Source organism: Olsenella profusa DSM 13989, from assembly GCF_030811115.1.
Classification (GTDB): Bacteria; Actinomycetota; Coriobacteriia; order Coriobacteriales; family Atopobiaceae; genus Olsenella_F; species Olsenella_F profusa.
On record NZ_JAUSQK010000001.1, the window covers coordinates 841,889 to 855,821 of the forward strand.

Sequence of the window (13,933 nt, forward strand, 5' to 3'; positions counted from 1 at the left end):
CCGGCGCGCTATCCCTCGAACTTGTCGACCATGCCGTCGGAGTCCGCGCGCAGGGAGGCGATCTCCTTGGGGATGCGTTCGCGCTCATAGGGCGTCATCTGATACACCCAGTTGAGCCAGTTGCGATACAGCAGGTTGGCATGTGCCCGCCAGGTGAAGGGCGGCTGCCTCTCGGGATCATCGCCAGGGAAGTAGTTCTCAGGTACGCGAATGGGCAGACCCTTGCGAAAGTCGCGCCAGAACTCCTTGGCCAACGTGTCGCGCCCATACTCGAGGTGGCCGGTCACATAGACCTCGTGGAAGTCGCGCGTGGCCAGGATGGACGGACCGGTCTTGAAGCTCTCGGAGAGCACATGGAGCTCGGGGTGCTGGGCGAGCATGGACGTGTCGATGGCGGCATGGCGTGAGTGGGGCACGTTATGCACCTCGTCAAACCCGTTGGTGAGGAAGTTGTACTCATCGCAGAGGCGCTGCTGGAACACGCCAAAGAGCTTGGAGGGAAGCTGGCGCACGGGGATGCCATACAAGTGCCAGAGGCCGGCGAACGCCCCCCAGCACAGGTACATGGTGGAGAGTACGTGCCCCTGCGACCAGTCGATGATCTCGCAGAGCTCGTCCCAGTAGTCCACGTCATCGAAGGGCAGCTGTTCCAGGGGCGCGCCCGTGATGATCATGCCGTCGTAGTTCTTGTCCTGGTACCTCTCAAAGGTGTCGTAGAACTTTACCAGGTGGTCATGCGAGACGTGCGTTGCCTCGTGGGTGGAGACGCGCATGAAGTCGCAGTCCACCTGCAGGGGTGACTTGGAGATGAGGCGCAGGATCTGCGTCTCGGTCTCCACCTTGGTGGGCATGAGGTTGAGGATGACCACGTCGAGCGGCCTGATCTCCTGCCGGTCGGCAGCCTCCTCCTCAAGCGCGAAGATGCGCTCCTGATGCAGGGTCTGCTTGGCGGGCAGGCCATCCGGAATGTTGATGGGCATGAATGGCTCCGGTCTCTTGCGTGTGACACCCATCAAGGATACCCGACCGCAGGTGCCTCGCCGTCGATGCGTTTCCATCGACGGGCCCGCGGGTGGCACGGCACAAGGCCCCGTCCGCCTTCTGGAGTCGCTCTGGTGGGGCCGAGCGTCGCGCGCTGCGTCCTATTCCACGGTCACGCTCTTCGCAAGGTTGCGTGGCTTGTCAACGTCGAGCCCCTTGGCCTTGGCCACGAAGCGCGCAAGCATCTGCAGGTGGACGACCGCAACGATGGGCACGAGGTACTCGTTCATGGGCGGTACCCACAGCACGTGCTCGCACATCTTGGCAACCTGCTCGTCGCCATCGGTGGCGAGCGCCACGACGGTTGCCCCACGGGCGATGGACTCCTGGATGTTGGAGACGGTCTTGTCATGGACGTGGTCGGCCGGCACGATGGCAAGGACGGGGAAGCCGGTCTCGAGCAGGGCGATGGGACCATGCTTCATCTCCCCGGCGGGGTAGGCCTCGGCATGGACGTAGGCGATCTCCTTCATCTTGAGGGCACCCTCGTAGGCGGTCGTGGAGTTGGTGCCACGGCCCAGGTAGAGCGCCGACTGGGCGCCCCTGAAGATGCGCACGGCCTGCTTGTCCTGCCAGCTGCGGCCGAAGACCTCGCGGATGAGGTCGGGCACGCGCTCGAGCTCGTGGTACACGTCCTCGACCTCGGGCAGCTCCAGCGAACCGTTGGCAAGGCCGAGCCTGAGGGCAAAGAGGGCACAGGCGACCATCTGAGCCGTGTAGGCCTTGGTCGAGGCGACGGCGACCTCGGGGCCAGCCTGCACGTAGATGGTGCCGTCGGACTCGCGTGCGGCGCTGGAGCCCAGCACGTTCGTGACGGCGAAGGTGCGGCAGCCCATGGCCTTGAGGCGTCGGGCGGCCGCCAGGGTGTCCGCCGTCTCGCCGGACTGCGTGATGATGAGGCAGAGCGTGTGGTCGGTGATCAGGACGTCGGAGTAGTTGAACTCGGACGCGTACTCAACGGAGACGAAGACCCGGGCCCAGTGCTCGATCATGCTCTTTGCGATGAGTCCCACGTTGTAGGACGTGCCACAGGCAATGACGTAGATGCGGTCGATGGCCGACATCTCCCGGTTGCCCATGGCGAGCTCGTCCATCTCGATGCCATGCTCGCTGAGGCGTCCCTGCAGGAGACGGGCGATGGCCTCGGGCTGCTCGGAGATCTCCTTTTCCATGAAGTCGGAGTACCCGCCGAGCGTGGCTGCCGACGCGTCCCAGTCGATGCCGAGGGTGTCTACCTCGCGCACGGGCTCGCCTTGGGCGTTGGTGATCTGGACGGTGCCGTCCTCAGAGAGCAGGGCGATGTCATCGTCGTCGAGCTGGATGACCTCGTTCGTCACGCTGGCCAGGGGCATGACGTCGGAGGCGGCGTAGGCGCCGTCGTCGGTGGTGGCCACGACGAGTGGCGACCCCTTGCGGGTGACGACGATCGTGCCGGGCATGTCGGCGCAGGTGACGGCGAGCGCCCAGGCGCCCTCGAGACGAGCGGTCGTGTTGCGCAGCGCGAGCACCATGTCGCCCTTGGCCGGACCGTTCCAGGCGTCCTCGAAGAGGTGCGCCACGACCTCGGTGTCCGTGTCGCTCTTGAACTCATGGCCCTCGGCTATGAGCTGGGCGCGGAGCTCCTCGAAGTTCTCGATGATGCCGTTGTGCACCACGGCGATCTTGCCGTCGCAGCTGGTGTGCGGGTGGGCGTTGCGATCTGAGGGGGCGCCATGGGTGGCCCAGCGGGTGTGGCCGATGCCACAGGTCCCCACGAGGTTGGCGGACTCGCACCGGTCGCGCAGCGTGGCCACGCGTCCGGCGCACTTGACGACATGGAGGTTCCCGGCAGGGGAGAGGATGGCCACGCCCGCCGAGTCATAGCCCCGGTACTCGAGCGTCTGGAGGCCGTCAAGCAGCCATGTGACCGCCTGGTTCTTTCCCGTGTACCCAACGACACCACACATGTTCGTCCTCCTATAGGTTACGCATCCACGGCTCATGGCACCGAGGGGCCATGGCAGCGGCCTGCCATGCCAGCCCCACGCGCATCAGTGTGCCTTCATGATAAGGCCTCCTCCGCAGCCGACGACGACAATCAAGGGGAATCGACGAGACGACGGCCTTGACGGGAGGCCCGGCGCCCGAGCGGGCACCGGGCCAACCCTCCCTCTGCCTGTGGGACCTGCAGGGGCGTGCCTATCCGAGCACCCTGAGGAACTCGTCTGTGCTTGCGATCTGGCGGAGCTTGTCGGCCTGCGCCTCGTCGGAGAGGGCGTCGGCTATCTTTGCGAGCACCTGCAGGTGCTCGTCCCCCTTGCCGGCGATGCCAAAGAGGACGTAGGCCCTCTCGCCATCGAAGTCGATGCCGTCGGGATACTGCAGGGCGACCACGCCCGTCCTTTGCACGTGCCTCTTCGCCTCGTTGGTGCCGTGGGGGATGGCGATGCCGTTGCCAATGTAGACGCTGACCTCATGGTCGCGCTCGACCATGGCGTCGACGTAGTCCTCGCTGACGTAGCCACGGTCCACGAGGAGCTTCCCGCAGGCGCGGATGGCGCTCTCGCGATCGGTGGAGGCGTTGCCGAGGACGATGTCGTCTGCGGTGATCGTCCAGGCGTCGGTCTCCGAGGAGCGTTCGATGGCAGCGGAGGCGGCGTTCGTGGCGGCCACGGCGGCATGCTGCATCTGGTAGTTGGTGGTGAGCTGTGTCTGCAGGGCGTCGAGCGCGGGGTCGTTGAGGAAGTTGCCGATGACCACGAACTGGGCGGTCACAGGGGCGCTCGTGCGGGCGCGCTCGGCGAGCATCTTCTGGCACACGATGACGTCCGCGTCCGTGGGAATATCGTCCACGGAGGCATGCTCGACCTTGATGTCGGGACGGATGGCGTTGATGCGCCTGAGGAAGCGCGTCGCACCCATCGCGGAGGACCCCATGCCCGCATCGCAGGCGAAGACGATCTTGGAGATGGAGCTCATGGCGCGTGCGGTGGGATCGACGACGACCTCGGTGGCCCCAGCGTCCCGCGCGGTGTCGCTGCCGTCATCGCTGATGCTCGCAGTGGACGAGCGGACGAAGGGGGCGGACACGAAGAACGACACGACCGCGGCCAGGGCGACGTCGAGGATGATGAGCAGCACCTGGCTCTTGGGTGCCATGGAGGCGAAGGCGATGATGGAGCCAGGCGATGCCGGCCCCACGAGGCCCAGGCCAAAGATGGTGGAGAACAGGATGGCAACGAGGTTGCCGGCGATGGGGCCGATGATGACCTTGGGGTTCATGAGCACGTAGGGGAAGTAGATCTCATGGATGCCGCCCAGGAACTGGATGATGATGGCGCCGGGGGCGGACTGCTTGGTGGTCGTGTCACGGCAGAGGATGGCATAGGCGAGGAGCATGCCCACGCCGGGACCGGGGTTTGACTCGAGCATGAACATGATGGACTGGCCGGCCGTCTTGACCTGCTCGGTGCCGATGGGGACGAAGATGCCGTTGCCGATGGCGTTGTTGAGGAAGAGCACCTTGGCGGGCTCGATGAAGATCGCCAGGAGCGGCATGAGGCCATAGGTCACGAGCACCTGGACGCCCGCCTGCAGCATGACGAGGATGACGCCCATGAAGGGCCCGATGGCGTAGAAGCCGGCGACGGCGAGTGCCAGTCCGATGAGGCCAAGCGAGAAGTTGTCCACGAGCATCTCGAGGCCCGCGGGCTTCCAGGTGGCTGCCCAGGCGTCCCACCTCCTGATGATCCAGCCGGCAAGCGGCCCCATGAGCATGGCGCCCATGAGCATGGTGTAGTCGGTGCCCATGATGGCGCCAAAGACGGCGATGGCCCCGATGACCCTACCGCGCCTGCCGGCGATGGCGTAGCCACCCTGCCCGGCGATGAGCACCGGGATGAGGTACTTGAGCATGGGCGAGACGATGGTTGCCAGCTGGGCGTTGGGAATCCATCCCGTCTCGATGAAGAGGGCCGTCAGAAAGCCCCATGCAATGAAGGCGCCGATGTTTGGCATGACCATCCCCGATAGGAACTTGCCAAACTTCGACACCCCTTCCCGTGCGTTTGCCATTCCTCTCTCCTTTCCTCTCCTGCTGTCGTTGACCCCTGTCCCACCAGGGGCTTGGGGCACCCTCGTGCCTTGGGCGGCACCCGAATCCCTGTGTGTGCGGGTGGTCCCATCCCTCGCCATTGAATTGCTATACAAAAGCCAATACTGTTGAAAGAGAATCTATTGTTTTAGAAACAAAAGTACAAGTACAGGAGCACCGGAGCGCCACGAACGGTAGATTAGTGGGCGTAAACGGTAAAATTCCAGCAAAGTTATACTTTTTGAAATAGGTGTTGACAGAGGCTCGCATCCTGGTATCGTAAATCATGACTTTTGAAACAAAAGTACCCTGCGTCAGGGAGGGGCGCAGGGTGCGTCTCCGGTTTCAGGGTCTGTTCAAGCTGCGCGGAAGCATCAGGGCGCGGCATACGGTCTGTCTGGGCAAGAGCCAAGGAGGAAACGGAAATGAGGGCAAAGGCGGCACGGCTTCACGGGGCCAACGACATCCGGATAGATGAGTTCGAGCTCCCCGAGATCAGGGACGATGAGATGCTCGTCAAGGTGGTCTCCGACTCCATCTGCATGTCCACCTACAAGATGGCCATCCTCGGCACCGAGCACAAGCGTGTCCATGCGGATGTGGCGGATCACCCCGCCATCACCGGTCACGAGTTTGCCGGTGACATCGTCAAGGTGGGGGCCAAGTATGCGGACAGGTACCGGCCCGGCCAGAAGTTCACGATCCAGCCCGCCATCAACTACAAGGGTTCCATGGACTCGCCCGGCTACTCCTACGAGTTCTGCGGCGGCGATGCCACCTACTGCATCATCCCCCAGGAGGTCTTTGCCACGGACTGCTTCCTCGTCTACGAGGGGGAGGCCTACTACCAGGCGTCGCTGGCCGAGCCCATGAGCTGCTCGATCGGCGCCTTCCATGCGGCCTACCACACCAAGATGGGTGTCTACACCCATGGCATGGGCATCGTCGAGGGGGGCAGCCTTGCCATCATGGCCGGGGCCGGCCCCATGGGCCTCGGGGCGCTCACCTATGCCCTTCACTGCGACCGCAGGCCCGGCCTCGTCACCGTGACCGACATCGACCAGGAGCGTCTCGACCGTGCGGCGGCGCTCTTCCCGCCTGCCGACGTCAAGGAGCGGGAGGGCATCGACCTGCACTTTGTGAACACGGGTGTCGTCGGGGATCCCGTCAGGACCCTGCGTGACCTCACGGGTGGCAAGGGGTACGATGACGTGCTCTGCTACGCCCCCGTCAGGCAGGTCGTCAACCAGTCGAGCCTCATCCTGGGCCGCGACGGCTGCCTCAACTTCTTTGCCGGGCCCACCGACAGGCGGTTCTCTGCCGAGATAAACTTCTACGAGGTTCACTATGGCTCCCAGCATGTCATGGGAACCACGGGTGGCAACACCGCGGACGAGATCGAGTCCCTTGAGCTCACGGCGGCGGGGCGCCTCGATCCCGCCGTCATGGTCACCCACATCGGCGGCCTGGACGCGGCGCCTCAGACCACGCTCGACCTTCCCAAGATCCCCGGTGGCAAGAAGCTCATCTACACCCATATGGACATGCCCCTCGTTGCCCTGGACGACCTGCGCGGCAAGGCTGGCGAGGATGGGCGCTACGGAAGGCTCGCCGACCTCGTCGAGGCGCACAATGGTCTGTGGAATCCCGAGGCGGAGCGCTTCCTGCTGGAAAACTGGGCGCAGGACTAGTCGATGGACTGCCGGGGGGTCGCGACCTCGGCGGTCGGCCCTGATCCCATCGGTGTGACCATGCCGCTGCGCTACCATGGAAGCTCATGGGCGCAGCGGCTTTTGTCGCGCACGGGGCGTGTCTGGGGGTTCTTGGGACATGGATATGAACGAGCGTCGCGAACGTATCGTCGAGCTGGTCAACCAGGAGGGGAGCGTTGCCTTCTCGCAGTTGAAGAGGGCTTTCCCCGACGTGAGCGACATGACCCTGCGAACCGACCTCAAGGCGCTCGACCAGCAGCGCAGCATCATTCGCGTGCACGGCGGGGTCCGTTCGGTGGGCTATGCCATCGGAACGGACGACCTGTTGGCAAACCGCAGCTCTCGCAGCGTGGCGCAGAAGGGCGAGATCGCACGCCAGGCGATCGAGCTCATACGTCCCAACACGACGATATTCGTCGATTCGGGCAGCACCACCACGGCCATGGCGGCGGCCCTGTCCGACATGCGCCTGCTCGTCTTCACCAACTCGCTGACGGTCGCGATCGAACTCGCCCGTCTCAATCAGGTCGTGACCTACCTGATCGGCGGGCAGCTCAATCGTGCCTCGATGAGCATCTCGGGGGCGCGAGCAACCAATAGCCTGCGCATGCTTGCGTTTGACCAGCTCTTTCTGGGCGTCACGGCCTATGAGCGCAGGGGTGGCTTCTCCTGTGGGCTCGATGACGAGGCGGTCTTCAAGGCCACCTGCATGAAGTGTGCCAGCGAGACCATCGTCCTCATGGATTCGAGCAAGGAGGGCAAGCGCACCACCTTCCCCATCTGTGGGCTGGCGGAAGTTGACAGGATCGTCTCCGATGGCGGGCTCTCCCAAGAGCTGCTTGACGACTGCGCGAGCGCGGGCGTGGAGGTCGTCCAGGCCTCGGCGCGCCCCTGACGCCGGAGGCCCATGGCCAGCTAGGCACTGTCAAGGGCACGGAAGAGGAATGTGCCCTCCTCGTACACGCCATAGCTGTGCGTGCCATCCTTGGGGATGCCCACGGAGCCGGGGTTGAAGCACCAGATGCCTGGGTGCGCCTCGCTTTTCGCATGCACCTTCTTGTGCGTATGGCCGTATACGATGGTGCTGCCCGCAGGCAGGGGTGGCATGCGGTCGACGGAGTTGTGGATGCCCGGCCCCCATACGTGCCCATGGGTCAGGAAGAGCGTGCAGTCTGCGTCCGGATCATAGAGGGCCGTGCTCTCGGACATGAGGGAGAAGCCCAGCACCATCTGGTCCACCTCGGCATCACAGTTGCCCCGCACGGCGATCACCTGGTCGGCAATGGGGCTCAGCATCTCGATCACGCGCTTGGGCGCATAGTCCGCCGGCAGCTCGTTGCGCGGACCGTGGTAGAGGAGGTCGCCGAGCAGCACCACGCGATCCGGGCTCTCACGCTCGATGGCGCTCATGAGCCTGGCACACCAGTCTGCCGCGCCATGGATGTCCGATGCGATGAGCAGTCTCATGGATGCCTCCAGCTCCGCCCGCCCGTGCCTGTAGGGTTCTCGCCTACAGAGCACTCTAGGACTGTGCGCACGCCGCTGTCCCTGGTTCGCGCAAAGCTCACAAAACGCTTTCACGGTGCCATGCCCACCATCCGACCAGGTTGGTGGGTGCGAGACGGACGTCCGTCTTACGCATCGGCTTTATAGTGCGAATGACACTAAATCTCATGTAAAGAGACTTAGATAATGTATAGAATCTAAGCGCATGGGAACAAGTAACAACGTATGCCAGTGTGAACAAGGCTTTCGGGTGCGCCAGGCTCCCGTGAGCGCGGGGAAAGGAACATCACCATGAGCAAGATTCTGGGCATCGACCTTGGCACCACCAACTCTGCGATGGCCGTTCTCGAGGGAGGCGAGCCCACCATCATCGTGAACGCCGAGGGCGACCGCACCACCCCCTCCGTCGTGGGCTTCCGTCAGGATGGCGACCGCGTGGTGGGCAAGGCCGCCAAGAACCAGGCCGTCACCAACGCGAAGAACACCGTGTTCTCCATCAAGCGCTTCATGGGCCGCCGCTACGACGAGGTCGGCTCCGAGCTCAAGACCGTGCCCTACAAGGTCAAGCCCGGTACGGGCGGCCGCGCCGTGGTGGAGATCGAGGGTGAGGACTACACGCCCGAGCAGGTCAGTGCCATGATCCTCTCCAAGATGAAGGCGGACGCCGAGAAGTACCTGGGCGAGGCCGTCACGGATGCCGTCATCACCGTGCCCGCCTACTTCAACGACGCCCAGCGCCAGGCCACGAAGGATGCCGGCAAGATCGCCGGCCTCAATGTGCAGCGCATCGTCAACGAGCCCACGGCCGCGGCCTTGGCCTATGGCCTGGACAAGCAGAACCAGGAGCAGAAGGTCCTGGTCTTCGACCTGGGCGGCGGCACGTTCGACGTCTCCATCCTGGATCTCGCGGACGGCGTGATCGAGGTGCTCGCCACCAACGGCGACAACCACCTGGGTGGCGACGACTGGGACCAGAAGGTCATAGACTGGATGGCCGAGAAGTTCCAGCAGGAGAATGGCATCGACCTGCGTAAGGATCCCATGGCGCTCCAGCGCCTCAAGGAGGCCGCCGAGAACGCCAAGAAGGAGCTCTCGAGCGCCCAGCAGGCGGACGTCAACCTGCCGTTCATCGCCATGGACGCCAATGGCCCCAAGAACCTCATGTACACGCTGACGCGTGCCGAGTTCGAGCGCATCACGCGCGACTTGCTCGAGCGCTGCAAGGCGCCCGTCACCAGCGCGCTTCGCGACGCCAACCTGCAGCTCTCCGACATCAACGAGGTCATTCTCGTGGGCGGCTCCAGTCGTATGCCCGCCGTGCAGGACCTCGTGAAGCAGATGACCGGCAAGCAGCCCAACATGTCCGTGAACCCCGACGAGGTCGTGGCCGATGGCGCCGCCGTTCAGGCGGGCGTCCTCACGGGCGACGTGTCCGGCATCCTGCTGCTCGACGTCACGCCGCTCTCCTTGGGCGTGGAGACCATGGGCGGCGTCATGACCAAGATGATCGACCGCAACACCACCATCCCCACGAGCAAGACCGAGATCTACTCCACGGCCGCCGACAACCAGACGTCCGTCGAGATCAACGTCCTGCAGGGCGAGCGCGAGATGGCTGCCGACAACAAGAGCCTGGGCAAGTTCAACCTCACCGGCATTCCCGCCGCGCGGCGTGGCGTGCCCCAGATAGAGGTCACGTTCGACATCGACGCCAACGGCATCGTGAAGGTGACGGCCAAAGACAAGGGCACCGGCAAGCAGCAGCAGATCACCATCTCCGGCTCCACAGCCCTCTCGGACGACGAGGTCGACCGCATGGTGAAGGATGCCGAGTCCCATGCCGAGGAGGACAAGAAGCACAAGGACGAGATCGAGGTCCGCAACCAGACCGACAGCCTGTGCTACTCCACCGAGCAGACGCTCAAGGACTTGGGTGACAAGGCTCCCGCCGATGTGAGGAAGCAGGTCGAGGATGCCGTGGCCGAGGCAAAGAAGGCGCTTGACGGCACCGACGTCGATGCCATCAAGGCCGCGGGCGAGAAGCTCCAGGAGGTTGGCCACAAGCTGGCGGAGATCGTCTACTCCGACGCCAACGCCCAGGCATCAGGCGCCAGCGGCGACGCCTCGGGCGCACAGGCCACGGGCAATACCGACGATGTGGTTGACGCAGACTACGAGGTCGTCGATGACGACAAGGATAACAAGTAGTGCCCTTGGTCAGACGCGGCTCGTAGATGAGACCGGAGGGCGGCCCTCATGGGGCCGCCCCCTTGGGCGCAGAGGAGGGTGACGTGAACGTGCCAATCGAGGATGACGGGCGCAAGCCCGAGGAGGCAGGGGCTGACACCACTGGTGCAGAGACGACGGACGATGTCCGTGCGACGGATGCCACGACTGACGAGGATGCCGAGGAGCGAGCCCGCGTGGAGGCGGCCATCAAGGCCGGCGAGGAGGCTGCCGAGGAGGATTTCAAGGCGGAGGCAGAGCGTCTGGTCGTTGAGCGCGACGCACTCCAGAGGCAGCTTGATGGCGTGGCGGATGAGATCGCCGCTGCCAAGAGGCAGGCGGACGACTCCACGGAGCGCCTCGCGCGCCTGCAGGCCGACTGGGAGAACTATCGCCGCCGCACCGCGCAGGAGCGCCTCGCCGAGCGCGAGCGCGCTGCGGAGAGGCTGGTGGTGAGCCTGCTCCCCGTGTTGGATGACATGGAGCGCGCGTGTGGACATGCACAGGAGAACAATGCGGGCGACGCCGGCGTGATGCAGTTCGTCGAGGGCGTGGAGGCCATTCACGACAAGATGTATGGCGTGCTCAACAAGGAGGGCGTGGAGGTCATAGACCCCACGGGCGAGGCCTTCGACCCGAGGATCCACCAGGCCGTGGGCCGTGAGGAGGACACCGAGGCCTACGACGAGACGGTGAAGCAGGTGTATCAGAAGGGCTACCGGATGGGGGGCAAGGTCATCCGCAGCGCGATGGTCATCGTCACCTACGGCGGCCCCAAGCGACCCACCCCCGAGCCCGAGGTGGCAGCGCCGGAGGAAGGCGCGGAGGGCGCGTGCCCCCAGGGTTCTGCCGACGATGGAGGGGCAGAGTAAGGCAACGGCTTGCCAGGTGCCCGGATCGAGGTGGTTCGGGCGCACCCTTTGAGTTGTCCTGGGCCTAGGCGCCGGACGACGTACAAGCAAGAAGGGAGGCGTTCGCCTCATGGCAGGAAAGAGGAACTACTACGACGTCCTTGGCGTGAAGCGTGACGCCACAGACGACCAGATAAAAAAGGCGTTTCGCAAGCTCGCGGCCAGGTATCATCCGGATGCGGGCGGCGACGAGCAGAAGTTCAAGGAGGTCAGCGAGGCGTACACTACGCTCAGTGACCCCCAGAAGCGTAAGGAATACGATCAGCTGCTGATGTTCGGCGGCATTCCCGGATCCGACTTCGGCGGTTCGGGCGGCCGCAATCGCGGCGGCTATACCTACACCACCAACGTCGGCGGCGACTGGGGCGACATCTTCGACAGTATCCGCAACGGCGATGGTGCCTTCTCGGGCTTCGACTTCTCCACGATCTTTGGCGGCCAGGCTGCGGGAGCACGCACCAGCCGTCCCGTGAAGGGTTCCGACCTGACGATGACCATCGAGGTCAGCGCCGACGAGGCCTTCAAGGGCACCCAGCGCAGGGTGACCTTCACCATCCCCTCCACGGGGGAGCGACAGTCGCTCAACGTCAAGGTTCCGGCGGGAGCCGTCGATGGCGGCAAGCTGCGCTACCGTGGTCGTGGCGAGTATGGCGCCAACGGTGGGGCCCGTGGCGATCTCGTGGTCACCACGCACGTGCTTGAGCACCCCCTCTTCAAGCGTGATGGCGCGGATGTGCGCATGGAGCTGCCCATAAGCATGTACGAGGCGGCGCTGGGCGCGGGCATACAGATTCCCACGCCCGCAGGAAGGGAGCTGCTGCTCAAGGTTCCCGCCGGTACCCAGGACGGCAAGACGTTCCGCTTCCGTGGCATGGGCGCGCCCGACGTCAAGCACTCGGGAGGCACCGGAGCGCTCTACGTGACGGTGCGCGTCAAGGTTCCCACGCGGCTTTCCGCAAGGGAGCGTGACGAGCTGCAGGCACTCCGCGATGAGGACGAGCGTGACTATAGAAGGGGCGTGAATCGCTATGGCGCGTAGCGATGAGGACGGGGCCGGCATCCCCGACCGTGCCTCAAAGGACAAGCCGCTGTACATGATCAGCGTAGCGGCTGAGCTCACGGGCATGCATCCTCAGACGCTGCGTGTCTATGAGCAGAAGGGGCTCGTGAACCCCGGCCGTTCGCGGGGCAACACGCGCCTGTACTCGCGGGGCGACATCGAGCGGCTCAATCTCATCAGCAAGCTCACGGACGAGGGCATCAACCTGGCGGGGGTCGTGCGCATCCTCGACATGCGCGAGCGTGCGGAGGCGCGCGACCAGGAGATAGACCGGCTGCGCTCCCGCGTGCGCAAGCTTGAGGACGAGATGCACGAGCTGCGCATACGGGAGCGGATCACGGCGCTGGCCCGCTACGATGGCGCAAGCCCCGAGCAGGTCATGCGAGGGCTGCTCAACAGCGCCGACGAGTAGCCCTCCCTGGGGGAGTGGAGGGGGAGTCGTTCGCACTTTCGCGGCGGCCCCCTTCGAGTCGTATGCAGTCGCGCGGAGGCTCCCCGCGGGTCGTATGCGATTTCTGGGGCCAAAACGGTCCTCGGGGGCGTCCCTCCCGACGGGGGCAGGCCTTCTGCCTGCGGCTCGCGGAACGCCGGGTCGTCCGCGATTGCGAACGACCCGGGAGGCCGGTCCGAGGGATTGCATACGACTCGGGAGGGCACGCCACGGGATCGCGAACGACTCGGGGAGGCGGGGCCGGAGGGGCGGGGCTACGTGGGCGCGTAGGTTCCGTCCCGGTAGTCGATAGCGTAGCCCTTGGCGGCGTTGTAGACCTCGAGGCGCTCGTCGAGGCGGCCGTCCGACGAGAGCACGTCCACGAGCACCGAGCGCGGGATGGGCTCGGCGCCCTCGTAGGCCGGCGTGGCGACGTACTGCACGGTCACGTCGGGGTAGGCCGCGAGCCAGCCCCTGATGGCGGCCTCGAAGACGTCCATGCCGCCCTGGCCGTCGCTCGCCCCCACGTTGAGCATGCGCGTCCCCGTCACCAGGTTCTCCCTGCGCTCCTCGCCGCCAAGCGACTTGGCCAGCAGGTGGCAGCGGTTCCAGAACCAGTCGCGGGAGACCCTGCCGTCGGGCAGCACGATGGTCGCCCTCGAGTTCCTGGGCCAGCCCGCCGGACGCCACGTGCCCGACGGGCCTGCGCCGGACCCTCGGGGTCAGCCTCGCGTTAGGATACTGGTACATGGGGGCTCCTCTCGCCGCAAGTCCAGTCAACTCACAGTTTGGTGGAGCCCTCCTCCTTTGTCACACGCGGGGTGTCAACAACCTGTTGGCGCGCAATAGCTAGGTGCTGCGCGCATCCGCGTATGCTCACTGATCGCCGCCCTGCGCGACCGCGCTGTGGCGGGCCATGTGGCGCACCCTCGCTCCACGGTGTATGAGTTTGCCCCCTTCACGAGTGAGATGCGA

Annotated in this window: 11 protein-coding genes; 6 read left to right on the top strand and 5 right to left on the bottom strand. The window is 64.9% G+C overall.

The features are described from left to right. Window positions 1–8: 8 nt before the first annotated feature. The 3 genes from J2S71_RS03830 to J2S71_RS03840 form a co-directional block, all read right to left on the bottom strand. Entirely contained in the window at window positions 9–980 is a 972-nt protein-coding gene (locus J2S71_RS03830; RefSeq protein ID WP_021727467.1) for a homoserine O-succinyltransferase, read from the bottom strand. 162 nt (window positions 981–1,142) lie between these two features. After that, window positions 1,143–2,987 carry a glutamine--fructose-6-phosphate transaminase (isomerizing) gene (glmS, locus tag J2S71_RS03835; RefSeq protein WP_021727359.1) on the bottom strand — a complete coding sequence of 615 codons (1,845 nt, stop codon included), beginning with the start codon at window positions 2,985–2,987 and terminating at the stop codon, window positions 1,143–1,145. A gap of 232 nt (window positions 2,988–3,219) precedes the next feature. Beyond that, on the bottom strand, window positions 3,220–5,094 hold the full coding sequence (locus J2S71_RS03840) for a PTS mannitol transporter subunit IICBA (RefSeq protein WP_307388881.1): 1,875 nt from the start codon (window positions 5,092–5,094) through the stop codon (window positions 3,220–3,222). A 444-nt stretch (window positions 5,095–5,538) separates the two neighbouring features. Between J2S71_RS03840 and J2S71_RS03845 the strand changes: the two genes are divergently transcribed. Together J2S71_RS03845 and J2S71_RS03850 are read left to right on the top strand one after the other, a co-directional pair. Next, window positions 5,539–6,804 carry a zinc-binding dehydrogenase gene (locus tag J2S71_RS03845; protein WP_307388883.1) on the top strand — a complete coding sequence of 422 codons (1,266 nt, stop codon included), beginning with the start codon at window positions 5,539–5,541 and terminating at the stop codon, window positions 6,802–6,804. A gap of 139 nt (window positions 6,805–6,943) precedes the next feature. Next, complete coding sequence (locus J2S71_RS03850; protein ID WP_307388885.1) at window positions 6,944–7,720, top strand: DeoR/GlpR family DNA-binding transcription regulator; 777 nt, start codon at window positions 6,944–6,946, stop codon at window positions 7,718–7,720. A gap of 20 nt (window positions 7,721–7,740) precedes the next feature. Here J2S71_RS03850 and yfcE read toward each other — a convergent pair whose 3' ends face one another. After that, complete coding sequence (gene yfcE, locus J2S71_RS03855; RefSeq protein ID WP_021727462.1) at window positions 7,741–8,292, bottom strand: phosphodiesterase; 552 nt, start codon at window positions 8,290–8,292, stop codon at window positions 7,741–7,743. 330 nt (window positions 8,293–8,622) lie between these two features. On the opposite strand from yfcE, the gene dnaK reads away from it, so the two are divergent. From dnaK to J2S71_RS03875, 4 genes are all read left to right on the top strand, one after another. Beyond that, window positions 8,623–10,539, top strand: a complete 1,917-nt coding sequence (dnaK, locus tag J2S71_RS03860; protein ID WP_307388889.1) for a molecular chaperone DnaK — start codon at window positions 8,623–8,625, stop codon at window positions 10,537–10,539. A gap of 83 nt (window positions 10,540–10,622) precedes the next feature. After that, window positions 10,623–11,429 (top strand): nucleotide exchange factor GrpE, encoded by an 807-nt coding sequence (locus tag J2S71_RS03865; protein ID WP_307388891.1) that lies wholly within the window; start codon window positions 10,623–10,625, stop codon window positions 11,427–11,429. A 109-nt stretch (window positions 11,430–11,538) separates the two neighbouring features. Next, entirely contained in the window at window positions 11,539–12,507 is a 969-nt protein-coding gene (locus J2S71_RS03870; RefSeq protein ID WP_021727465.1) for a DnaJ C-terminal domain-containing protein, read from the top strand. Then, on the top strand, window positions 12,497–12,940 hold the full coding sequence (locus tag J2S71_RS03875; RefSeq protein ID WP_307388893.1) for a heat shock protein transcriptional repressor HspR: 444 nt from the start codon (window positions 12,497–12,499) through the stop codon (window positions 12,938–12,940). The genes J2S71_RS03870 and J2S71_RS03875 overlap by 11 nt, the downstream gene beginning before the upstream one ends. A 293-nt stretch (window positions 12,941–13,233) precedes the next feature. Here the strand turns inward: J2S71_RS03875 and J2S71_RS03880 are convergent, their stop codons facing one another. Further along, window positions 13,234–13,605, bottom strand: a complete 372-nt coding sequence (locus tag J2S71_RS03880) for a DNA/RNA non-specific endonuclease (protein WP_307388895.1) — start codon at window positions 13,603–13,605, stop codon at window positions 13,234–13,236. Window positions 13,606–13,933: the final 328 nt, after the last annotated feature.